At 31.6% G+C, this 21,986-nt stretch carries 23 protein-coding genes; 7 read left to right on the top strand and 16 right to left on the bottom strand.

The genetic code is table 11. From position 1 onward, the window contains the following. Window position 1: 1 nt before the first annotated feature. Both ccoS and FF52_RS02505 read right to left on the bottom strand, forming a co-directional pair. Window positions 2-193, bottom strand: coding sequence for a cbb3-type cytochrome oxidase assembly protein CcoS (gene ccoS, locus FF52_RS02510; RefSeq protein WP_008462657.1), 192 nt, complete (start codon window positions 191-193; stop codon window positions 2-4). A gap of 115 nt (window positions 194-308) precedes the next feature. Beyond that, window positions 309-2,696 carry a heavy metal translocating P-type ATPase gene (locus FF52_RS02505; RefSeq protein ID WP_008462655.1) on the bottom strand — a complete coding sequence of 796 codons (2,388 nt, stop codon included), beginning with the start codon at window positions 2,694-2,696 and terminating at the stop codon, window positions 309-311. 202 nt (window positions 2,697-2,898) lie between these two features. Between FF52_RS02505 and FF52_RS02500 the strand changes: the two genes are divergently transcribed. Continuing rightward, window positions 2,899-3,582, top strand: a complete 684-nt coding sequence (locus tag FF52_RS02500) for a Crp/Fnr family transcriptional regulator (RefSeq protein WP_008462653.1) — start codon at window positions 2,899-2,901, stop codon at window positions 3,580-3,582. On the opposite strand, the gene mazG is transcribed toward FF52_RS02500, so the two are convergent. The 3 genes from mazG to def form a co-directional block, all read right to left on the bottom strand. Beyond that, window positions 3,579-4,349 carry a nucleoside triphosphate pyrophosphohydrolase gene (gene mazG / locus FF52_RS02495; RefSeq protein ID WP_008462652.1) on the bottom strand — a complete coding sequence of 257 codons (771 nt, stop codon included), beginning with the start codon at window positions 4,347-4,349 and terminating at the stop codon, window positions 3,579-3,581. The two genes, FF52_RS02500 and mazG, sit on opposite strands and share 4 nt — an antisense overlap. 98 nt (window positions 4,350-4,447) lie before the next feature. Then, entirely contained in the window at window positions 4,448-4,933 is a 486-nt protein-coding gene (locus FF52_RS02490) for a DUF5606 domain-containing protein (protein WP_008462651.1), read from the bottom strand. Between the two features lie 60 nt (window positions 4,934-4,993). After that, the gene (def, locus tag FF52_RS02485; RefSeq protein ID WP_008462650.1) at window positions 4,994-5,584 is read right to left on the bottom strand and encodes a peptide deformylase; all 591 of its coding nucleotides are present in this window, start codon (window positions 5,582-5,584) and stop codon (window positions 4,994-4,996) included. A 201-nt stretch (window positions 5,585-5,785) separates the two neighbouring features. On the opposite strand from def, the gene FF52_RS02480 reads away from it, so the two are divergent. Continuing rightward, on the top strand, window positions 5,786-8,008 hold the full coding sequence (locus FF52_RS02480; RefSeq protein WP_008462649.1) for an FUSC family protein: 2,223 nt from the start codon (window positions 5,786-5,788) through the stop codon (window positions 8,006-8,008). A 41-nt stretch (window positions 8,009-8,049) separates the two neighbouring features. On the opposite strand, the gene FF52_RS02475 is transcribed toward FF52_RS02480, so the two are convergent. The 5 genes from FF52_RS02475 to FF52_RS02455 all read right to left on the bottom strand — a co-directional run bounded on the left by FF52_RS02475 (window position 8,050) and on the right by FF52_RS02455 (window position 11,399). After that, the gene (locus FF52_RS02475; protein ID WP_008462648.1) at window positions 8,050-9,543 is read right to left on the bottom strand and encodes a malate:quinone oxidoreductase; all 1,494 of its coding nucleotides are present in this window, start codon (window positions 9,541-9,543) and stop codon (window positions 8,050-8,052) included. A gap of 126 nt (window positions 9,544-9,669) precedes the next feature. Next, window positions 9,670-10,083: a Holliday junction resolvase RuvX gene (gene ruvX, locus FF52_RS02470; protein WP_008462647.1), complete on the bottom strand. Its 414-nt coding sequence runs from the start codon at window positions 10,081-10,083 to the stop codon at window positions 9,670-9,672. A 43-nt stretch (window positions 10,084-10,126) separates the two neighbouring features. Then, window positions 10,127-10,408 carry a type II toxin-antitoxin system RelE/ParE family toxin gene (locus FF52_RS02465; RefSeq protein ID WP_008462646.1) on the bottom strand — a complete coding sequence of 94 codons (282 nt, stop codon included), beginning with the start codon at window positions 10,406-10,408 and terminating at the stop codon, window positions 10,127-10,129. Next, window positions 10,398-10,631, bottom strand: coding sequence for a hypothetical protein (locus tag FF52_RS02460; RefSeq protein ID WP_008462644.1), 234 nt, complete (start codon window positions 10,629-10,631; stop codon window positions 10,398-10,400). The genes FF52_RS02465 and FF52_RS02460 overlap by 11 nt, the downstream gene beginning before the upstream one ends. A 135-nt stretch (window positions 10,632-10,766) precedes the next feature. Next, a complete protein-coding gene (locus FF52_RS02455; RefSeq protein WP_008462642.1) occupies window positions 10,767-11,399 on the bottom strand; it encodes a PAS domain-containing protein in 633 nt (210 codons plus the stop codon). Window positions 11,400-11,662: 263 nt separating this feature from the next. On the opposite strand from FF52_RS02455, the gene FF52_RS02450 reads away from it, so the two are divergent. Then, entirely contained in the window at window positions 11,663-12,478 is an 816-nt protein-coding gene (locus FF52_RS02450) for a 2,3,4,5-tetrahydropyridine-2,6-dicarboxylate N-succinyltransferase (protein WP_008462641.1), read from the top strand. A 65-nt stretch (window positions 12,479-12,543) separates the two neighbouring features. Here FF52_RS02450 and FF52_RS02445 read toward each other — a convergent pair whose 3' ends face one another. Then, on the bottom strand, window positions 12,544-13,293 hold the full coding sequence (locus FF52_RS02445) for a glycosyltransferase family 2 protein (RefSeq protein ID WP_008462640.1): 750 nt from the start codon (window positions 13,291-13,293) through the stop codon (window positions 12,544-12,546). 126 nt (window positions 13,294-13,419) lie between these two features. Between FF52_RS02445 and FF52_RS02440 the strand changes: the two genes are divergently transcribed. Continuing rightward, the gene (locus tag FF52_RS02440; protein WP_008462639.1) at window positions 13,420-14,484 is read left to right on the top strand and encodes a glycosyltransferase family 9 protein; all 1,065 of its coding nucleotides are present in this window, start codon (window positions 13,420-13,422) and stop codon (window positions 14,482-14,484) included. A 21-nt stretch (window positions 14,485-14,505) separates the two neighbouring features. Beyond that, window positions 14,506-15,276: a glycosyltransferase family 2 protein gene (locus FF52_RS02435; protein WP_008462638.1), complete on the top strand. Its 771-nt coding sequence runs from the start codon at window positions 14,506-14,508 to the stop codon at window positions 15,274-15,276. Here the strand turns inward: FF52_RS02435 and FF52_RS02430 are convergent. Continuing rightward, a complete protein-coding gene (locus FF52_RS02430; protein WP_008462637.1) occupies window positions 15,257-16,024 on the bottom strand; it encodes a lipopolysaccharide kinase InaA family protein in 768 nt (255 codons plus the stop codon). The two genes, FF52_RS02435 and FF52_RS02430, sit on opposite strands and share 20 nt — an antisense overlap. Before the next feature lie 84 nt (window positions 16,025-16,108). Here FF52_RS02430 and FF52_RS02425 point away from each other — a divergent pair, with 84 nt between their 5' ends. After that, on the top strand, window positions 16,109-17,179 hold the full coding sequence (locus FF52_RS02425; protein ID WP_008462636.1) for a glycosyltransferase family 4 protein: 1,071 nt from the start codon (window positions 16,109-16,111) through the stop codon (window positions 17,177-17,179). On the opposite strand, the gene FF52_RS02420 is transcribed toward FF52_RS02425, so the two are convergent. The 4 genes from FF52_RS02420 to FF52_RS02405 are packed head-to-tail and all read right to left on the bottom strand — an operon-like array spanning window position 17,176 to window position 20,973. Next, complete coding sequence (locus FF52_RS02420; RefSeq protein ID WP_008462635.1) at window positions 17,176-18,045, bottom strand: hypothetical protein; 870 nt, start codon at window positions 18,043-18,045, stop codon at window positions 17,176-17,178. The two genes, FF52_RS02425 and FF52_RS02420, sit on opposite strands and share 4 nt — an antisense overlap. A 35-nt stretch (window positions 18,046-18,080) precedes the next feature. Then, a complete protein-coding gene (locus tag FF52_RS02415) occupies window positions 18,081-18,902 on the bottom strand; it encodes a glycosyltransferase family 2 protein (protein ID WP_035690676.1) in 822 nt (273 codons plus the stop codon). A 10-nt stretch (window positions 18,903-18,912) separates the two neighbouring features. Further along, complete coding sequence (locus FF52_RS02410; protein WP_008462631.1) at window positions 18,913-19,839, bottom strand: hypothetical protein; 927 nt, start codon at window positions 19,837-19,839, stop codon at window positions 18,913-18,915. 9 nt (window positions 19,840-19,848) lie between these two features. After that, window positions 19,849-20,973: a glycosyltransferase family 4 protein gene (locus tag FF52_RS02405; protein ID WP_008462630.1), complete on the bottom strand. Its 1,125-nt coding sequence runs from the start codon at window positions 20,971-20,973 to the stop codon at window positions 19,849-19,851. 273 nt (window positions 20,974-21,246) lie between these two features. Here FF52_RS02405 and FF52_RS02400 point away from each other — a divergent pair, with 273 nt between their 5' ends. After that, window positions 21,247-21,816, top strand: coding sequence for an L-threonylcarbamoyladenylate synthase (locus FF52_RS02400; RefSeq protein WP_008462627.1), 570 nt, complete (start codon window positions 21,247-21,249; stop codon window positions 21,814-21,816). The last annotated feature ends 170 nt before the right edge of the window (window positions 21,817-21,986 follow it).

The following is a 21,986-nucleotide window of genomic DNA, read 5'->3' as shown; positions in this document are numbered from 1 at the left end:
ATTATACTTGTTTTTCTTCGATTGGTGAATTATTATTTTGGGAATTAATTTTTGTTTCGTCATCAAAAAGGATTCTGACTGAAGGAGTATAATCATCATCATACTGTCCAGATTTGACAGCAACGATAAAGGCAATAAAGAAACAGATTGCCACAAAAATACTTACTGAAATTAAAAGATAAATAACACTCATACCTTAGATTTATATTAACAAAATTACTTCGTTAAAGGCGCATAAAATATGATAATTATCATGATCAAAAAGATATGTTAAATTTATAAAAAATATCTTTCAAAACAATTTAAATTTACTCTAAATTTTTGTTACTGAAATAGTTAGACATAAAAGTTACAAAACTGACAATCGTAATTGTACTCAGTGGCATAATGATCGCCGCAACCAGCGGAAGCAGATTTCCTGTAACCGCAAATGCAAGACCGACAACATTGTACAGCAATGACAACCCAAAACTCATTTTTATAATTAAAATAGCTTTATGAGAAAGCTTTAAAAAGTAGTTGAGACGAGAAAATTCTGTTGCATCCAAAATGGCATCACAGGCAGGTGAAAAGACATTCACGTTTTCAGATATAGAAATCCCGACATTACTTTGAGCCAAAGCACCAGCATCATTCAATCCATCTCCCACCATCATAACGTTTTGTCCTTTCTCCTGAAGTTGCTTTATGTATTCTAATTTCTGTTCAGGTTTTTGATTAAATATCAACTCGGTACCTTTTGGAAGAATAGCTTCCAGATTTGACCTTTCGCCATCATTGTCACCAGAAAGCACTTTTATTTGATAATCTTTGCTAAGGTCTGCAAAAAGCTTTTCTAAACCTTCACGATATTGATTTTGGAAAGTATATTTTCCGAAATAAATCTCCCCTATTTTAATGTGTAATGCTGTTTTTTCTATTTCTGAACCATCTGCAACTATATCATTTACAAATTGCCCTGAGCCAATTTTCATTTCCTTTCCGTCAATTATTGCTAGAATTCCTTTTCCTGTAATTTCTTGAAACTCTTCTACAGCAATGCGTTTACTTTCTGGCAGAAAATCATAAAGCATTCGGCTTAATGGATGATTTGAACCTCGCAATACATTTTTAAACAATGTAATATCTGAATTTGAAATAGGATTTCCTTCATATAATATATTCGACTTCTTGTTGGTTGTAATAGTTCCTGTTTTATCAAAAACAATTGTATCAACTTTGGCAAGCTGTTCGATTACAACAGCATTTTTCAAATAAAATTTCTTTTTACCTAAAATTCGCAATATGTTTCCAAAAGTAAACGGGGCAGTAAGAGCCAATGCACATGGGCAGGCTACGATCAATACCGCGGTAAAAACATTAAAAGCAGTATTTGCATCTTTAAAAATCCAATAACCAAAACCAGCAAATGCAATGAGCAATAATATGGGGGTAAAATATCGACTTATTGCATCTGTTATGGTCTTATGCTTCTGGTCTACTTTTTTCTGAAAAATTTCGTTACTCCATAATTGGGTTAAATAACTTTGGGAAACAGAATGCAAAACTTCCATTTCGATCACTTTACCAATCTGCTTTCCTCCTGCAAAGACTTTATCACCAGACTTTTTGGTAATAGGCACTGCTTCTCCCGTAACAAAACTATAGTCTATTTCGGCGCTATCGCTGATTAAAATTCCGTCAACAGGAATAAGCTCTTGATTTCTTATTAATAACCGGTCTCCTTTTAGAACATCATAAATAGCAACATTTTCTTCAGAAGTATCTTTATTTATTTTAGTAACCGCAATTGGAAAATATGATTTAAAATCCCTTTCGAAACTTAAAAAACTATACGTTTTAATTTGAAACATTTTGCCAAGAAGCATAAAAAATATCAAACTGGCCAAACTGTCAAAAAAACCTGGACCGTGGTCCATTAGCATATCGTAAGTACTTCGAATAAACATCACGATAATTCCTAAAGCAATCGGGATATCAATATTGAGCATTCTCGTTCTAATGCTATGATAAGCAGAAACATAATATCCGCTCGCTGAGTAAAAAAAAGTGGGTAATGCTAGAAGAAAAATAAGTAATCTGAAAAACGGCTTGTAACTATCGAGCCAGAATTCTTTCATTTCGAAATATTCTGGAAATGAAAGCAGCATAATATTTCCGAAACAGAAAAATGCAACACCTAATTTATAGGTTAAACTTCTGTCGACTTTTGCTTTTGCAGATCCATAATTTTCCAAACTAATATAAGGTTCATAACCTATCGAACTTAAGAGATAAGTAATATCTTTTAAAGAAACTACATCAGAATTAAAGGTAATTCTAACTTTCTTTTCGTGAAAATTAACTTGAGAAGTGCTAATTCCTAGCTGAAGACGATTAAGATTTTCTAGAATCCAGATGCAAGAACTGCAATGGATATGAGGAATATTAAGCGAAACGATTGAAGTGTTTCCTTCTTGAAACTCTAAAACTTTTGCAAGTATGGTTTCATTCTCTAAAAAATCATATTTTCCTTTGATGTCTTGCGGAGTGGCACCTGGAGACTTTTCAAAATCATAATATGATGTCAGGTCATTAATGCTAAAAATTTCGTAAACTGTTTTACAGCCAGTGCAACAAAATTTTTTATCATCAAAATCAATTTCTTCATTTTGTTCAATAGTTAAACCACAATGAAAACAACTTTGCTCCCTCATAAACTTGTTTTTATTTGCCACAAATTTCCAACTAAAGCACAATTATTAAGATGATAATTGTCATGTTATTTTGAAATTGGATACCTAAATTTATAAAATAAAAAGTTCAAAAAAGAGCTAACCCTAATTTATAATAAATTTACCTTTTAAAGGTGGCTAAAACCCTCAAATATCCTTATTTTTGCAGCAAACAAATATTGTCATGAACAAATGTGATCAATGCATTGTACGCCAGTTAAGCTCATTAAAAGCCCTTAATAAAGAAGAAGTTATTAAGTTAGCCAATAGCAAAACGACTTACAAAATTAAAAAAGGCGAGGCTCTTTTTGAAGAAGGCGAAGTAACCAATGGTGTTTTTTGTGTAAAAGACGGAGTTGGGAAACTTTCAAAACTGAGTGCAAACGGAAAAGACCAAATTGTAAAATTGGTAAAATCTGGTGAACTTCTTGGACAGCGCTCTATGATTAGCAATGAACCCGCAAACTTGACTGCAAAAGCGATTGCCGATATGGAAGTCTGCTTTATTCCTAAAGCTGAAATCATCAATTTCTTTAATAATAACAATCAATTTTCTTTAAATATGATGCAATCTGTTTGCGAAGATTTAAAGGAATCTGAGAACGAAAAAATTGCCTTAGTTCAAAAAACTGTTAAGCAGAGGCTTGCCGAAACTTTACTGCACCTACATGATGAATTTGGCGAAGATACCGATAAAACACTAAGAGTACAGCTAACAAGAGAAGAACTTGCCGGTATTATTGGTACCGCTACAGAAAGCTGTATTCGTTTATTATCTGATTTTAATAAATTAGGATTGATAGAATTAGTCGGTAAAAAAATTATGTTGAAAGATGTTCGCGCATTAAAGAAATTGGCCGACAACTAGAGTTTTTTAGCTTCATTCCAGAAAACATCCATTTCTGTTAGCGTCATATCCATTAAAGGTTTTCCTAATTCGTTTGCTTTACTTTCTAGGTATTGAAAACGTTTAATAAACTTTTTATTGGTTCTTTCTAAAGCATCTTCAGGGTTTATATTTAAAAATCTTGCGTAATTAATCATAGAAAACAACACATCTCCAAACTCGTCTTCAATTTTATCTTGATTTCCAGTTTTTACTTCGTCTTGCAATTCCTGCAATTCTTCTTGCACTTTATCCCAAACCTGATGAGGTTCTTCCCAGTCAAACCCTACTCCTTTCACTTTGTCTTGAATTCGGCTTGCTTTGACCATTGCTGGAAGACTTCTCGGAACGCCTTCTAAAACAGATTTCTTACCTTCTTTAAGCTTTAGCTTTTCCCAATTTTGTTTTACTTCTTCCTCATTTTCTACTTTTACATCTCCATAAATATGAGGATGACGATGAATCAATTTATCGCAGATTTCATTACAGACATCAGCAATATCAAAATCATTAGTTTCACTGCCTATTTTGGCATAGAAAACAATATGAAGCAGTAAATCACCCAATTCTTTTTTAACTTCATTTAAATCATTGTCCAGAATAGCATCTCCTAGCTCATAGGTTTCTTCGATTGTCAAATGTCTTAAAGTCTGAAGAGTTTGCTTTTTATCCCACGGACATTGCTCACGAAGTTCATCCATGATATTCAGTAATCTCTCAAATGCTTTTAACTGGTTTTCTTTGCTCATTTTGAAGTTTCTTTTGATTTAAACTCGATTCTGTAAAATTAAAAAATCCTGTCAAGAAAACCTCTCAACAGGATTATATTATATTTAAAGAAGAGCGATTATTCTTCTTTTTTAGCTTTTGCTTTTTTAGCTGCTGGAGCTTTTTTTGGTTTTTCAGCCGCAACTGGGGCTTCTTCTTTTGGTTCTTCAGCTGCAGGAGCTAAATCTGTAACCAATCCTTTTGCTTGAAGTGTGTTGTACCAGCTTAATACTTTTTTAATGTCTGATGGGTAAACTCTTTCTTCGTCGTAATCAGGAAGAATTTGTTTAAAATAAGCAGACAAAGTAGCGTTATCTTCTTTATGAGAGATAGCTTGTCCTTTGTTTTCTTTAACGGCAATCTGCTGCATTACTTCAGTTAACGGTTTTTCGCCTTCGTAAGTATAAATCGAAATTTCAGACAATAAACTTACATTGCTTTTTAGATTTACAGTAATCTTCTTCCCATCAATTAATGATTCCGCCACAAAACCTGTACGAGTTTGTACTTTTAATTCGTATAAACCTGGTTTTCCTGAAATGGCTAAAATTTTCGTTAAATTCATTTTTATTAAAATTAGTATTAAGAATTTTATTTATTTTTTGTTTCTAAATATATAGAAAACTTATCTTGCTTTTTTAGCTGCGAAAAATTTCATTCTATATTCCTGAGACGTTTTTCCCTCAGTAATATTTTTTAATTTCTTTTGGATTAAACGTTTTTTTAGAGATGAGATTTTATCTGTAAACAAGATTCCTTCAATATGGTCGTATTCATGCTGGATAACTCTTGCAATTAACCCGTCAAATACTTCCGTTTTCATTACAAAATCTTCTTCACAATATTCGATTGTAACAGTTGGTTTTCTGTAAACGTCTTCACGTACATCAGGAATACTCAAACAGCCTTCATTAAATCCCCACTCTTCTCCTTCTTCTTTAACGATTTTAGCATTGATAAAAGTCTTCTTAAAGCCTTTCAAATCTTTTTGTTCCTCTGAAGGAAGATCCTCATCATCACTAAAAGGCGTTGTATCTATCACAAACAAACGAATTGGCAGTCCAACCTGCGGTGCTGCAAGTCCAACTCCATACGCATTGTACATCGTCTCGTACATATTTGCGATCGTTTCTTTTAGGTTTGGATATTCTGGTGTAATATCCTGCCCTACTTTTCTTAAAACAGGATCACCGTATCCTACAATTGGTAAAATCATTTGTTTTTATTTATGTTTTAATGTGCTGCAAAAACAGAATTAAAGTTCTGATATTTCAGCTGGCAAAAATAGTAAAAAATAGTCAATGAATAATTCTTATAAGGCATTATATCATATTTTTTACTTGCTAATAAAAATCTCAGCTATAATTATGCCAAAATCACTCCTACAATTCTTACCTTTGTTAGTAAACCTCTTTTTATGATTGATAGAATTTCGAAATTTACTAACAGCACTTCCTTTCTAAATGCCTCTAAAGTAACTATTGCTTCTGTTGTTCCTGTTTTAGTTTTAAATTTTCTAGGTCATTTTGAAATCGGTTTTACCATTGCGCTTGGTGCATTTTATACTTATCCCAGTGATATTCCAAGTTCTCTCAGCCATAAAATAAAAGGATTAATTGCTGCTTCTTTTATTGTTTCTGGAGTTAATCTTTTGGTAAATCTTGTTTATCCTTTTCCTTTCCTTTTTTATATCTTTTTAGGATTTCTGCTGTTTTTATGTTCTATGATTTCGGTTTACGGACAGCGAGCTACTTTGATTTCTTTCTCTGCCTTATTATCGATTTCCCTGTCCTTTGGCCATTTGCATGAAGGTTGGGAAGCTTTTGAATACTCTGGTTTTATTTTTATCGGAGGAATTCTATATTTAATAGTATCTCTTGTTTTTCATTTTGTACAGCCTTATAAATATGTAGAATTACAAATTGCCGAAGGAATAAAACTTACTGCTAAATATCTAAAATTAAGAGGCGATCTATGGAGTCCTGAAGCCAACAGAAAAGCAATTATTGAAAAACAGTTAGCTGTTCAGGTAGAATTGAATCTTATTCACGAAGATTTAAGGAAAATGCTCATTGGAAACCAGAATGCATCTGGAACTACAAGCCAGAACAGAAAAATGCTTTTGGTTTTTATTACTTTGGTCGAAATTCAAGAATTGGCTTTATACACTTCATTTGACCACAGCAAACTTCATGAAAAATTTGCCAAACATCCTGATGTTTTAAGAACCTATCAAAACGTAGCATATAAATTAGCTTCTACCTTAAAAAAGCTTTCAAAAAATGTGAACCATATTAGTACTTATGTTGACAAACATGACCTAAAAAATGAATTGGATGCTCTTGAATTTGCCATTTTTGATTATGAAAAAACATTAGGAAAAGAAGAAGCCGCAGAAGGTGTATTAATGCTGACCAATATGCTAAAATATGCTAAGAATCAGGTTGGAAAAATAAAAACCATTCAGCGTGCGCTTTCTTTAGCAATGCAATCTTATAAATTGAAAGATCAAGACAAAGAGCTTGAAAAATTCTTAACACCGCAATATTATCCGCTTCGAACTTTAATTGAAAACTTAAGTTATTCTTCTTCCATTTTCAGACATTCGATACGATTAACCATAACTATTTTGATTGGCTTTTTTCTCGGCCAAATGCTACCGTTTCAAAACGTATATTGGATTCTGCTGACCATTGTAGTAATCATGCGTCCTGGGTATGGTTTAACCAAAGAGCGATCGTACAACAGAATGTTCGGAACTATTCTAGGTGGAATTATAGCTTTCGGAATTGTATCTGTTATTCAGAACCACGTGGCATTGAGCATTTTCTCTATTGTATGCATGCTGCTCGGAATTTCATTTACCCAGATCAATTACAAGATTAGTGCAACATTTGTTACGATGTACGTGGTTTTCATCTACGGAATTCTAACTCCAGACATTAATGAAGTAATTCAATACAGAATATTAGATACACTTGCAGGAGCAACCTTAGCTTTTATTGCTAATCAGTTTTTATGGCCAGCTTGGGAATTCATCAATACACCGATTCACATTGAAAACACCATTCGAGCCAATAGAAATTATTTAAAAGAGATTGCAGATTTTTATAATAAAAAAGGAGAAGTTCCTACTTCGTACCGCTTAGCGCGAAAGAATGCCTTTGTCGAAATAGGAAATTTAATGACTTCTTTCCAGCGTATGATGCAAGAACCTAAGTCGAAACAAAAAACAATGCCTTTGGTAAATAAGTTAGTGGTTTTAAACCACTCTTTATTATCTGCTTTGGCATCACTTTCTACCTATATTCAGTCTCACCAAACCACTTCTGCATCTGATTCTTTTAATTATATCATCAAAACAATTTTAGCCAATTTGGATCACTCTATTTCGGTCTTAAGAAACGAAGTTGTAATACAAGATACTTTTTTTGAAAAAGAAGATGTGACTTTGCAATTTGAAGAATTAAAGCGTAGGCATTTTACCCGTTTAGCGGAAGATGACGATTTGGACAAAGAAACGCGCCAGGCTAAAATGCAGGAAGCACAGATGGTAATTGAGCAATTAATATGGATGAGCAATCTAGCAGAAAAAATTCTAAAAAACACAACCGACTTAAAAGCAACAAATCCAGATTAATTCATCTGGATTTGTTTTTTTTTTATATTAATATGAGATACTTAATTTAATTTTAGAACTTCTGCTGTTTGTTTTCTAAGCTGTTCTAAAAGTTCTGGCTTATCGTTTAAAGTCTGTCCGTAAGACGGAATCATTGTCTTTAATTTCGCTTGCCATTCTGGTGTTTTAATCTGGTGTGTAAAACATCTGCTAATCAAATCAATCATAATTGCTACAGCTGTAGAAGCACCCGGAGAAGCACCCAATAAAACCGCTAAAGTTCCGTCATGTGTATTGATAACTTCTGTACCAAACTCTAAAACTCCACCTTCTTTTTCATCTTTTTTGATTACCTGAACACGTTGCCCTGCTTTTTCTAATTTCCAATCTTTTGAACGTGCTGTTGGAAGATATTCGCGTAAAGCCTTCATTCTGTCTTTTGGAGACTGACGCACTTGCTCAATCAAATATTTGGTTAATGGAATATTGTGATATCCAGCAGCCAACATTGGAATTAAGTTGTTACGCTTAATAGACAGAGGCAAATCTAAATATGAACCATTTTTAAGGAAACGAGTTGAGAATCCTGCGAATGGCCCAAAAAGAAGCGCTTTTTCACCATCAATTACACGAGTATCGATGTGAGGAACAGACATTGGAGGAGCTCCAACACTTGCTTTTCCGTAAACTTTTGCTTGGTGTTTTGCAATTACTTCTGGATTTGTACATTTTAGCCATTGTCCGCTCACAGGGAAACCTCCATATCCATTGCCTTCTGGCACATTTGCTTTTTCTAGTAAAGGAAGAGAGCCTCCACCTGCACCAATAAATACAAATTTTGTATAAGCTTTACGAGTTTTTCCAGTTGACAAATCCTTAATTTTAATTCTCCAAGATTTATCTTCACGCTGTCTTAGTTTTTTAACTTCGTGATTGAAGAACAAAGAGACTCCATCTAGTTTTTCTAAGTAATTGAACATGCTTCTTGTCAAAGCACCAAAATTAACATCAGTACCAATTTCCATATGTGTTGCTGCTAATTTTTCGTCAGCACTTCTGCCTTCCATTACCAATGGCATCCATTTTTGAAGCTGTTCAAAATCGGTACTGAAAGTCATATCTGAGAAAATCGGGTTACTCTGAAGCACCTCGAATCTCTTTTTTAAATAATTTACATTTTTATCTCCCCACACAAAACTCATATGAGGCACGCTTTTTATAAAATTATCCGGAGACGGCACTTTGTTTTGCTGTACTAAGTAAGACCAAAACTGGCGAGAAATCTCGAATGATTCTGCAATGCTTATAGCTTTTTTAGGATCTATGCTTCCGTCTGCCTTTTCTGGAGTATAATTTAGTTCACAAAAAGCAGAGTGTCCAGTTCCTGCATTATTCCAAGCATCAGAGCTTTCTGCTGCAGCAACATCTAATCTTTCGTAAATTTCAATTTTTATATCTGGTTGTAATTCTTTCAAAATTACTCCAAGAGTGGCACTCATTATTCCAGCGCCAATGAGTACTACATCACTATTTGAACGTATGGTTTCGTCAGGCATAACAGTATTTTTATTTAAAGTGCAAAGGTACTTTTTTAATTGCAAAAAAAAACTAATTTTTAGATGATAAAAGTTAGGATTTTCTAAAAACCATTAAATTATAAATAAAAAATACGACGAACAGCGCTATTTTTTTGCGGAAAGATAATCTTGAAGCAGAATTGTGGCAGAAATTTCGTCTATTAAACCTTTGTTCTGACGCTGCTTTTTACTTAAACCACTGTCGATCATGGTTTGAAATGCCATTTTTGAAGTAAAACGCTCATCAACGCGAATCACTTTCATGTCTGGAAAGATATTCGAAAAATGCTTTGCAAAACCATTAATCACTGAAGCGCTTTCTGATGGCTGTCCGTTCATCTGTTTTGGCTCGCCAATCAAAACCGCTTCGACTTTTTCTTTAGCAAAATAATCTTTTAAAAAGTCAATCAAAGTATGAGTCGGAATCGTTGTTAAGCCCGAAGCAATAATCTGCATTTCGTCTGTAACAGCAATTCCTGTGCGTTTTTGTCCGTAATCTATTGAAAGGATTCTTGGCATGTTTTGAAATTTTTATAAAAGAAGGAAGGTGAAATTATAATCTTTAAAAGAATTCTTTATATTTTATAAAACCGAAAACGAAAACAATGTCTTTCTCAGCATTAACCTCATAAACACAGACGTAACCTTTAAAAACATAATCTCTAATATTTTCATCATCAAAATATTTCGACTTAGTAAAATGAAAAGGATGTTTTAAATCTTTTTTAATGTTTTTAAGCAAATCTTTTCTAAAATTTAGCGCTGCTCTAGGTTTATCTTTATAAATATAATGAACTTGGTCTTTTAATAATTCTAAAAATTCATTCGAAATTTTAATTGTCATATTCCGAAAATGTATTGTCTAAAATTGAGTCTACTTCCTCTACTGAATACAACTTTTCATTACCACTTTTTAATTTAGCATAAGCTGCATGCACTTTTCTTTTATCATTTTCAAAATCAGAATCTTCTTCTATAATCCTCAATTCACTAGGAGAAAACTTACTTAACAACTTAAGCACTTTCTCTCTAATCTCTGGCTGAAATTCTAATCTAATCGCTTCCATAATACTTACATTTTACAATACAAATATAACCTTTTAAATTCATGTTTTTTAATTAAATCTAAAACCAAAAAAATCCGTCCTGAAAACTCAAGACGGATCTTTATCCAAATATTCAAACCTAAAAAATAACTCAATTTATCTTCCGAACAAACGACTGAAAAAACCTCTATGTTCTTCTTCCTCTCCTGCATCCTCTTCTTCAGAATAATTAGCAAACTTAGATTGTGACTTTTCATGTTCGTAAATCAGCTCCTTAATATATTCAACGTAAGTTCTCTTTTTCTCTTCTAAGAACCCAATCAAGTACTTCTCGCTAAATTCTACTCCGCTTGCTGCTTCGATCTGCAATAACTTTTTATACAAAGGTTCAATATGCATCGCAATTACTTCTTGCGGTACAGCTTGTCTTCTTCCGAAATAATTTACAATAACGTCGTTTTCGTCGCGGGCAATTTCAAAATCTGTAATTACCCAATAGTATCTTCCAGACTTCGCAAGGTTTTTTACAATAGCATGAAAGTTTTTCCCGTTTTTAAGATTTTCCCAAAGCACTTTAAAGATTACTTTTGGCATATCAGGGTGACGTATGATATTATGAGGCTGTCCCATTAATTCATAGTCTTCGTAACCACAAACATCTACAAATACTTCGTTGGCATATTCAATAATACCGTATGCATTTGTTTTACTCATGATAACCTGAGTCTTGTCCCAGCTTACTTCTTTGTCAATGATTACTCTGTTTTGAAGGTGATTTTCTTGATTCATATTTTACTGCTTATATGATTATTTATGGAATGGAATGTTGATCAACACTGCGAAATTAAAGTGAAGAAAAAAGAGAAATCCTGACTTTTGTCATATTTTGATATAAAAAAAACTTCTAGTGGTAATAGTATTAATCAAAAAACTCATATACCCTTCGACAACCTTACAAATAAGAAACAAAAAGTTAAATCTGTAACATTTTCAAGTGGTTTTGCTTTTTTGCATTTCTACAAATACGTTATCTTTGCCAAAAAATAAAACGTATGAATTCTTTACAGACTATAATTGAACAAGCTTGGGAAAACAGAGCTTTATTGCAAGAAACTACAACTACAGATGCCATTAGAGAAGTTATCGAATTGGTAGACGCAGGAAAATTACGTGTTGCTGAACCAGTTGGTGACAAATGGCAAGTAAACGAATGGGTTAAGAAAGCAGTTGTTATGTATTTCCCGATTCAGAAAATGGAAACATGGGAATCTGGTATTTTCGAGTACCACGATAAAATGTTGCTGAAAAGAAATTATGCTGAAAAAGGAATTCGTGTAGTGCCAAATGCTGTTGCTCGTTATGGTGCTTACATCTCTAGCGGTGTAATCTTAATGCCAAGTTATGTAAACATTGGTGCTTATGTAGACGAAGGAACAATGGTTGATACTTGGGCAACTGTAGGAAGCTGTGCTCAAATTGGTAAAAACGTTCACTTAAGCGGTGGTGTTGGTATTGGTGGTGTTCTTGAGCCATTGCAAGCAGCTCCAGTAATTATTGAAGACGGTGCTTTTATTGGATCTCGTTGTATTGTTGTTGAAGGTGTTCACGTTGGTAAAGAAGCTGTTCTTGGAGCTAACGTATGTTTGACAGCATCTACTAAAATTATCGATGTTACAGGTGATGAGCCAGTCGAAATGAAAGGTTATGTACCTGCTCGTTCTGTGGTTATCCCAGGAAGCTATACTAAGAAATTTGCTGCTGGGGAATACCAAGTTCCTTGTGCCTTAATCATTGGAACTCGTAAACCATCTACAGATTTAAAAACTTCTTTAAACAATGCACTTCGTGAGTACGATGTTGCTGTATAGATTTTAAGAAATCCTAAAATTAAAAATCCAAATTCCATTTAATTATTATTGGAATTTGGATTTTTTTATTTTCTGCTTTTTTGAAGTTTTATAAGCTTGGCATATTTCATATACGAGAAAAAAGCCTGAATCATTGCTATTGAGAGTCCGTCAAGACCATTGAAGATTCCTTTTTTAAAGAAATAGCAGCGAACAAAAGCTACTGTTCCGTTAAGAACAGGTTTGAAAGCATTAATTCTTTTCCCTTGATCAAATAACTGCTGTGCATGCCATCCAGAATACTGGTTCTTTTTTGCAATAATTTGGTCAAAAGAATCCCATCCATAATGCAGAATATGTACAGCAACTTTTTTCTCGTTTTGAGTTACAATTTTCTGGTGTACTTTAGATTCTGAAGGATGAGCTGTTAGTTTATTAAAAAAACGAACTTTATGATCTGGATACCATCCTGAAAAATCAATTAACTTATCTGCTAAAAAGTTCTTTACCCTGAAACTGAAAGCGTCGTAATTTCCTTCCAAATACTTTTTGTTCAGAATAAATTCCTCAGCATCTTTATCTAAAAATTCATCTGCATCAAGATTTAAGATCCAATCATTTTTACAAAAAGGCAATCCGTGTGTACGCTGCGGACCATCTCCTAAAAACACTTGTTGAATAACCTGTGCTCCTTTTTCTTTAGCTATTTCTACTGTTCGATCTTTACTGAAAGAATCCACAATAATAACTTCGTCACAAACTTTAAATAAGGCATCTATACATTTTCCAATGTTTTTTTCCTCATTGAAAGTAATAACCAAACCGCTAATTCCCATTGTTCATTTTAATTTGTTGAGCACAAAAATATAACTTTTTAATTTAGTTTAATCTTATTCATATCATCTCTTGTACACTTCGTAAAATAGTTTGTATTTTAGCCTTTTAATTGAACAAAAACCCAAATGAGAATATTAGTCATTCAGCAAAAAAGAATTGGAGACGTTTTAACAAGCACGATTATTTGCAACAATCTTAAAGCCAAGTTTCCAGACTCTACAATTGACTACATGTGTTACCCTAATTCGATTGATGTTCTTATAGAAAATCCGAATATTGATAACATAATACCGGTGACTAATAAAATCAGAAAATCAACTTTTGAATTCATTAAATTTATTTTTGAGATTCGAAGAAAAAAATACGATGCTGTAATAGACGTATACAGTAAATTGGGAACTAGTCTAATTACTTTTTTCTCTGGTGCAAAATATAAAGTTTCATACCATAAGTGGTATTCCAACATATTTTATAATTACAGTTACGAGCGTTTTGATGCCATAAAATCTGAATTTGGTTTGGCAATTGAAAACAGATTATTGCTTCTTAAACCTTTTTTCTCAGAAAAGATTACAAACGTAAAACCAAAGATCTTTTTAAAAGAATCTGAAATTGCTGAAGCAAAAAACATTTTAAAAAGTTATAATGTAGATCCAGAAAAACCATTGATTATGTTTGGAATTTTAGGAAGCGAGCATTACAAAACATATCCGCTTGACGGAATGGCAAAAATTATTGATTTTACTGTAGCCAAAACAAATGCCACTATCCTATTTAATTATATTCCAAACCAAAAAGAACAAGCTTTAGAGGTCTATAATTATTGTTCGGAAGAAACCAAAAAGCATATTATTTTTGATTTATATGCTACAGATTTACGTCAGTTTTTAGCCATACTTTCTCAATGCGAAATGCTAATTGGAAACGAAGGCGGTGCTGTCAATATGGCTAAAGCTCTTGAGATTCCAACTTTCTCAATCTTCACTCCTTCTGTTAGAAAAGAAACATGGCAATTATTTGAAAATGAAGCAAAAAATGTTTCAGTTCATTTAAAAGATTTAAAACCTGAAATCTACGAGAAGCATACAGAGCAATATATAAAAGAACATACTTTTGAATATTACGCTGAATATCCATTGGAATTGATGCTCCAAAAGCTCGAAACTTATTTTCAAGAATATAAAAATTGAAAAAAGTAAAAGGAATTTATAATGAATAGTGAAAAGCAAAAATTATCAGTCCTGATTATTACGCTTAACGAAGAACAGCATATAAAATCACTTCTGGATGATATTGATTTTGCTGACGAAATAATTGTTGTTGATTCCTACAGTACCGATAAAACAGTAAGCATAGTTGAGTCTTTCAAAAATGTAAAATTGATTCAGCACCGTTTTGTCGATTATACATCTCAACGGAATTTTGCCTTGAGTCAGGCAAAAAATTCATGGATTTTATTTATTGATGCCGACGAAAGATTAACACCAGAATTAAAATCTGAAATTGTTACAGCAATTAATTCTGAAAATGTAACAAGCGCTTATTTTATCTACCGTATTTTTATGTTTAAAAACAGTCGATTGAAATTCAGCGGTTGGCAAACCGATAAGATTTTTAGGCTTTTTGACAAATCAAAATGCAGATATAACGAAGAGAGAACCGTCCATGAGAAATTAGTTGTAAACGGACCAATTGCCTCCCTAAAACATAAAATCATACATTTTTCGTATTCGTCCTATGGAGACTATAAATCAAAAATGTATCATTACGGAATTCTTAAGGCTAATGAAAAATTGGCAAAAGGAATAAAACCTAACTTCTTACTACAGCTCCTCCATCCTCTATATACATTCTTGTATCAGTTTATAATACGTTTTGGTTTTTTGGACGGCAGAAAAGGCGTTATTATTTGTTATCTGAATGCTTACAGCGTTTATATTCGCTATAAAGAATTAAGAAGAATTACTTCTTCCAAAATTTAAGTTTCTTTTTCAAGCGTTTTTTTCTATAAAACTTCTCTTGAAAATCTGAAGTATATTTCCATAAAGTTTCAAAAATCTTCTCTTCAGATTCTGCTTTATAATATTTAGCATATTCATTACTCATTGTTGCAACCATCTCTTCTAAAGGCGTCAAACGACAAAGGTTTTTCATGCGCATTTCAAAAGACATAGAATTATGAAACTCCATTCTGTTTAAATCTACCAGAAAGAAATCGTAATTTCCGCTGGCATTCTTTTTTATCAAAGTATTACCTGGGGAATGGTCTAAAAATTCGATGCCTTTTTCGTGAAGATCAAAACTAAATTTAGTAAACTGTCTTAAAATGTTCTCACGATCTGGAAAATCAGGAATTTCGACTAGTTCTCTATAAGTAAGATCTGCATTTAGATGCTCGCTTACATAAAAACTTTTTTCCAAACCGAATACCGACGAAAACTCAGCAAATGCGATAGGCTCAGGAGTTCCAACGCCTAATTCTAACAATTTGTTTGCAAACTCAAATGATCGTTTTGCTTTTGATTTTCTAAAATATTTATAAGCGATTTTATTGATAAAGTGCGGAACTTTAAACGATTTTATATTAATTGTCTTGCCATTAAAATCAAACAATTTTATTTTGTTGCGATCTCCATTTCCAAAAAGCTCGCCTGTGGAACTAAACATTTTGATGGTATTCAGTATCGAATCAGTATTGTTCTCGAAAATTGGATTTACTTTAAAATTCATCAGCTTTTTTTTATAAACAACAAAAATACATATACGATTTAACACTTCAAATTATTATTGTATTTTCGTAAAAAAAAGAAAAAAATGTCATTTAAGATTTTTCTGGAAACACATAACATAATTAACAGGGCTGCTGGCTTAGGAACTTTCAATTATGAACTAGTAAAAGGTTTATCTACTTTAGATTTTAAAAATTTTGAATTAACACTAAACACTCCTAATCCTGATGTATTGAAAGAAGAATTTAAAGACAAATTTGAATATCACAAATACAATAGTCTATCTAGGCATCCACTATTTAGAGTTCGAAAGAAATACGATTTATGGCACTCCGTAAATCAGAATACTAAAGTCGAGCCTTATCATTGTAACAAATACCTATTAACGATTCATGATGTTCATTTTATCGATGAAGTTTCTCCAGATCCTAATCATAGATTAAATAGGTTATTTAGAGCTAAACTCGAAAAATCAACTGCCATAACATATATCTCAGAGTTTGCAAAGTCTGAGACACATAAAAATTTTGATGTCCCAGATATTCCTGAATATGTAATTTATAATGGAAACCCGATTTCTACAATATTAGACACATCTAAATATATTACAAACATTCCTGTTGAAAAGCCTTTTTTTTATGCTATTGGAGATTTTCTTGAAAGAAAAAATTATCAGTCGATTGTTAATATGATGAAGCATATAAAAGACTTCAACTTAATTATTTCTGGGAACAATGATAAAAAATACGGCGATAAAATAAAGCGGTTAATTGCTGATAACGGATTAACTAATCAGGTTTTTTTGACTGGAAAAGTAAGTGAAGAAGGCAAACAGTTTTTTATGAAAAATTGCACTGCATTTCTTTTCCCTTCAATTAGGGAAGGTTTTGGACTTCCACCAATTGAAGCAATGAGTTTTGGGAAACCTACTTTTTTATCGAATAAAACATCTCTTCCAGAAATTGGTGGGGAAGCATCAATCTATTGGGATAATTTTGATCCTGAATATATGAAAAACGTTTTAATCGAAGGTCTACATGATTATGAAACCAATAAAACTGAAAGAGAAGCAATCATAAAAAAACGAGCAGCCGACTTTGATTGGAAAAGAACAGCTGCTGATTATTTTGATGTATATACTAAAGTTTTATATTAATTCCATTTAAATAAAAATTTAAACCATTGTCCAAAGTTTTTCATAAAAAGATAGGTCTTGGAAAGTTTTAAAACTTTAGATTCTATTACAAATTTTTTAATATCTTTTAAGTTTTTACTAGGAAAATAGTTTAATCGTTTCCATCTTTCTGGTTCTATATAGTAAAAATTTTCAAACTGAAAGTAATTGTTTTCATTTACCTTAATCCATTTGTTCAAAAACTCAGGATTTACTTCACGTTTATGTCCCCAATTTTCTAATTTAAAACGTAATTCTTCTTCTGTTCTGGATAAAGATTCATGCAACACAATATTATCAGTGTAAATTACCTGTGCTTTAGTTCGTCGTGCGCAAGTATAATTAGGATAATTGGTAGCAAACACTGCTTTCATCGGCAGATCGACATATAATATCCCATTATCAGTATATTTATAAAGTATTATCCAAAAAGCGGCAATCTGGATTTTCTTCTTTTCAGGATTATCGAGATAATGGTCAAATTTTCTCAAGTCCATAACAAACTTTTCGAAATTTAAAAAGTATTCATCACTATCAATCTGAATGAGCCAATTTCCAATTCCCATCTTTAGAGACAGCAAGTGACGCTCTCTTGTATCCATATCAATTTCCGTGAGAGATGGGATATAGAAATTATCTTTATAAATCTCGATTTTATTATCTACATCAATTTCTTTTAGCCATTCAAAAAAAGCAGGATCTACCGCAAATTTATTTCCTGACCATGTGACGAAATTTTCATCCATAGCGATAAAAATTCTATCAGAAGCTCCATAAACAGGAGGGATAGACAACTTTAATTTTTCATAATCATGAGAAAATAAAAAACCAACATGGATTTTCTTCATATACATTTTTCAATCAAGGAGGAGTTAAGGAAAAATTATCTCTTTTCAATTTTAGGCAAAAATAGTAATAATACGTTAATAAAACCTTTTAATAATTTCCAACTAATGTTATATTTTTTTATATGTTGAAATTGCAAAAACCTTTTCGAATTCAAAACTTCAACTTCTTTATAATCATCTTCAAATGCAGGAAAATATTTTTGAAAAGTTTCTTTTTTTTCTTCATTATATAATTCTCTGAATTTTGGATCTGAAGAGATTCCTGTAAAATCATAAACGGCAATAGTCTTTTTTAAATACTTATAGGATACATTTTGATGACATATAGTATAAACAAAAAATTCCCAATCTGAAGCAATCTTATAATCTTCATTATAATAAAAGTATTTATCAAAAAGACTTTTTCTTATAAATGTAGATTGATGATTAATAGAACTTGTATAAAAAAAAGAAAAATGAAGTTTTTCACTATATGTTTTTAGCCTTTTTGATCCATTACCTTGTTTGTAATTGTCGCCATAATAAATGTCATATTCAGACGTCAAACTTGAAACATTATCTTGCAGTACAAAATCATCATTAAAGCAATCTCCACTATTCATAAATATTACAAATTCTCCTGTAGCAGCCTTAATTCCTTTATTCATTGCATGAAAAACCCCATTATCCTTCTCACTAATCCAATATGAAATTTTATTTTGATATTTTTCTATCAATTCTTTACTTCCATCTGTACTTCCGCCATCAATTACAATAAATTCGAAATCTTTGTATGTCTGATTAGTAACACTTTCAAGTGTTTTCTGCAGTCCATTTTTATCATTAAAATTTACAGTTATTACAGATATCACAATCATGGTCATTTAATTATTTCTTTTTCTTCCAAAATTTCAATCTTCTCCATTTGTTTTTTCTTCTTTTCCTTTCTACATTGAACTCTCTCGCCATAGTAAAAAAATCGGCTGTTTTACTAGGAAGAACTATAATAGGATGTGTGATATCGTCAAGTTTTTCAGTCTTTAAATTTGAGAAACAATCATCAGCATTTATAGTATGCGTTGCATTTACTCCAAAACCTATGTTACTAATTAAATTTACATTGGGAATAATTGATAAACTATTATTAAAAAAATTGGTTATTGTCCATTGATAATCCCAAGTATCAATTTCGCTTCTAAGCATTTTATCAAAAATAGACTTCCAGCTATCTACAACAATTGGATCGCTGAAAATTAATTTAAAACTATTTTCAGCATCAATGTCTTTATACTTAGAAAGTTCAACATCATAATCATTCCAAGCTCTTCTCCACGAAGCCCATCCCCATACGTGAGTCAAATTCGAAAAATAATAGCTATCCTTTCCATGTTTTTGACCCATTTGTAAATTGCTGCCTCCAATGTGCCGTATTCTGGTATCAAATCGATATTTTTCAAGCATTGTGTCACAAAAAACAAAAAAATCATCAGATGGAAGACAATCATCTTCTAATATAATTCCTTCCTCTTCATTATCAAAAAACCAATTTATTGCAGAAGAAACAGCATACTTACATCCTAAATTTTCATCCCGAAATAAAGTTTTTACTTCACAATCCCAATCAATTTTATTTATAATACTTCTAGTTTCATTACAAAGTTCTTTTTCATTGAATCTATCATTTCTAGGACCATCAGCCGCTATATACAACTTTTGAGGTTGTTGTTTTTTAATCTGTTCAAAAACCAGCTCCGTTACATCCGGACGATTAAAAATTAAAAATAATACTGGCGATTTTGTTTTATAATTATTCATTTTTATTAATTAATTTGAACACGCTTTCCTATAAAGACCTAAACATTGCTGAGCAGCATTTTCCCATGTAAACTTTTTTATTTGTTCAATTCCTTTTACCGAAAATTCTTTTCTTAATTCTTCACTTTGTATCAATTTCAGAATCTTTTCTTTTAAATCATCTTTACTATTCACATCAAAATATACTCCTGCATTTGCTGCTACTTCAGGAAATGAGCTATGATTTCCTAAAACAACCGGACATTCACAAGCCATAGATTCTAAAACTGGAATTCCAAATCCCTCATATAGCGAAGGAAACACAAAACATATGGCCTTTTTATAAAAAAGTCCTAATTCATTTTCTCTAAAATCAAATTGTAATATTTGCTTCTCTAAATTTAACCTTTTTATAAATTCTTTCTCCTCATTATCTAGTTTTCCCCCTCCGGCGCAAACTAGAAACAAATTTGAATCATTTTTTAAAAGTTCTTTAATAGCTTCAGCTAAAAACTTAAAATTTTTATAATCTGCCCTAGATCCAACATATAAGATATAATTTTCTGGCAAATTCACATTAACATTTTCATTCACACTAATTGATGTTCCATGATAAATAACCTCTATTTTTGACTCATCAATATGTGGGTACAATGTTAAAATATCCTTTTTAGTATTTTGAGAAACGGCAATTATTTTCGCTGACTTTTCAATTAATAATAATTTACTTTCTCTTAATTCAGCAGCATTAGAAAAGTACTGCGGAAAAAGCTCATGAATCATATCATAAACTGTTAGGATAAATGGTTTTTCATTTATAAAATTTAAAAAGTAAGGATCATAGTATGTGGGAATAAAAACATCAAAAGAATCTTCTAATAATGTATTAATTGTTCTAGAGTAATTATTTTTTTTACTTTTTTTTCTAATACTTATTCCTAGTTTAGATAAAAGCCCTAAAAAATAGCTATTTCGCTTTTGGCTTTTATTAAAAAGTTTACTATCTCGATAATATAAATTTCTAGTATATAACCAAGGAGTGATAATCTCTAGACCAGCTTCATTGGAAAGAATAGAAAAAATCTCTGTATAATATCTTGAAACGCCTCCATATTTTTGATAATTAAACGCTTGGGAATCGAGGATTATTTTCATTGTTTGAGATTAATTTTCAAATTTAAAATTAAAAAAAATAAGTAGCCAAATTACATTTTACAGACAACATTTCAGATTTTCCTTAATGAGAACAATTGGTTAAATTTTGCTGCAAAATAAATGCTTAAAAAACTCATATACTATTTTTTTATTCATTTTAAAATAACAATCTTGTCATAATTTCTAAATACGTTTGATTATTTTCAAACAACTTTTTTTAAAGTTTATTATTTACCTTTACATTTCTTTCTGAAAGAATAAATTAATTAGTTTATGGATATTATAAACCAAGAAATCATCAACGCATACGAAGTAATAAAAAACGGAGGTATAATCCTTTACCCAACAGATACAGTTTGGGGAATTGGCTGTGATGCCACAAACGCAGAGGCTGTTGCTAAAATCTATAAATTAAAACAGCGAGCAGAAACCCAAAGCATGATTGTTTTAATGAACAGCGAAAAAATGATGTACAACGTTTTTAAAGATATTCCTGAAGTTGCATGGCAAATTATGGATTTATCTGAAAAACCAACAACTCTAATTCTTGACGACGCTAGAAACGTTGCTCCAAACATCATTGCCGCCGACAAATCTCTTGGAGTGAGATTGGTAAAAGAACCTTTCTGCTATAAATTGATGGAAAGAATGAAAAAGCCGTTGGTTTCTACTTCAGCTAATATTTCTGGACAGCCAACACCACAAAGTTTCAAAGACATAAGCCCTGAAATTATCAATGGTGTAGATTATGTTGTAAAATTAAACCAAGACAAAGTCAACGGAAAATCTTCGACCATTATCAAATTAACTAAAGATTCTCAGGTAAAAGTTATTCGTAAATAGTTTTTTTGTTTCAAGTTTCAAGTCTCAAGTTTTTGAAAATTTTTGCGTATAGTTTTTACCGCAAGTTTTACTAGAATCTAAAGAGAGCTTAAAAAAAGTTAGCAAAGTTTTATCAAAACAAACTTTGCTAACTTTTTAGTTTTATTCTTATCGCAATCCTAATTAAAAAA

Origin of the sequence: Flavobacterium sp. F52, from assembly GCF_000278705.1 — a bacterium.
Classification (GTDB): domain Bacteria; phylum Bacteroidota; class Bacteroidia; order Flavobacteriales; family Flavobacteriaceae; genus Flavobacterium; species Flavobacterium anhuiense.
This window is presented reverse-complemented; position numbering and strand designations above follow the sequence as displayed.

Coding starts and splice junctions, on each gene's coding strand:
- FF52_RS02450 (WP_008462641.1), top strand. CDS start 11,663: ATGAATTCTTTACAGACTATAATTGAACAAGCTTGGGAAAACAGAGCT.
- ruvX (WP_008462647.1), bottom strand. CDS start 10,083: ATGCCAAGAATCCTTTCAATAGATTACGGACAAAAACGCACAGGAATT.
- FF52_RS02440 (WP_008462639.1), top strand. CDS start 13,420: ATGAGAATATTAGTCATTCAGCAAAAAAGAATTGGAGACGTTTTAACA.
- FF52_RS02475 (WP_008462648.1), bottom strand. CDS start 9,543: ATGCCTGACGAAACCATACGTTCAAATAGTGATGTAGTACTCATTGGC.
- FF52_RS02410 (WP_008462631.1), bottom strand. CDS start 19,839: ATGAATAATTATAAAACAAAATCGCCAGTATTATTTTTAATTTTTAAT.
- ccoS (WP_008462657.1), bottom strand. CDS start 193: ATGAGTGTTATTTATCTTTTAATTTCAGTAAGTATTTTTGTGGCAATC.
- FF52_RS02430 (WP_008462637.1), bottom strand. CDS start 16,024: ATGAATTTTAAAGTAAATCCAATTTTCGAGAACAATACTGATTCGATA.
- FF52_RS02415 (WP_035690676.1), bottom strand. CDS start 18,902: ATGATTGTGATATCTGTAATAACTGTAAATTTTAATGATAAAAATGGA.
- FF52_RS02490 (WP_008462651.1), bottom strand. CDS start 4,933: ATGAATTTAACGAAAATTTTAGCCATTTCAGGAAAACCAGGTTTATAC.
- def (WP_008462650.1), bottom strand. CDS start 5,584: ATGATTTTACCAATTGTAGGATACGGTGATCCTGTTTTAAGAAAAGTA.
- FF52_RS02460 (WP_008462644.1), bottom strand. CDS start 10,631: ATGGAAGCGATTAGATTAGAATTTCAGCCAGAGATTAGAGAGAAAGTG.
- FF52_RS02455 (WP_008462642.1), bottom strand. CDS start 11,399: ATGAATCAAGAAAATCACCTTCAAAACAGAGTAATCATTGACAAAGAA.
- FF52_RS02500 (WP_008462653.1), top strand. CDS start 2,899: ATGAACAAATGTGATCAATGCATTGTACGCCAGTTAAGCTCATTAAAA.
- FF52_RS02405 (WP_008462630.1), bottom strand. CDS start 20,973: ATGAAAATAATCCTCGATTCCCAAGCGTTTAATTATCAAAAATATGGA.
- FF52_RS02420 (WP_008462635.1), bottom strand. CDS start 18,045: ATGAAGAAAATCCATGTTGGTTTTTTATTTTCTCATGATTATGAAAAA.
- FF52_RS02465 (WP_008462646.1), bottom strand. CDS start 10,408: ATGACAATTAAAATTTCGAATGAATTTTTAGAATTATTAAAAGACCAA.
- FF52_RS02425 (WP_008462636.1), top strand. CDS start 16,109: ATGTCATTTAAGATTTTTCTGGAAACACATAACATAATTAACAGGGCT.
- FF52_RS02400 (WP_008462627.1), top strand. CDS start 21,247: ATGGATATTATAAACCAAGAAATCATCAACGCATACGAAGTAATAAAA.
- FF52_RS02445 (WP_008462640.1), bottom strand. CDS start 13,293: ATGGGAATTAGCGGTTTGGTTATTACTTTCAATGAGGAAAAAAACATT.
- mazG (WP_008462652.1), bottom strand. CDS start 4,349: ATGAGCAAAGAAAACCAGTTAAAAGCATTTGAGAGATTACTGAATATC.
- FF52_RS02505 (WP_008462655.1), bottom strand. CDS start 2,696: ATGAGGGAGCAAAGTTGTTTTCATTGTGGTTTAACTATTGAACAAAAT.
- FF52_RS02480 (WP_008462649.1), top strand. CDS start 5,786: ATGATTGATAGAATTTCGAAATTTACTAACAGCACTTCCTTTCTAAAT.
- FF52_RS02435 (WP_008462638.1), top strand. CDS start 14,506: ATGAATAGTGAAAAGCAAAAATTATCAGTCCTGATTATTACGCTTAAC.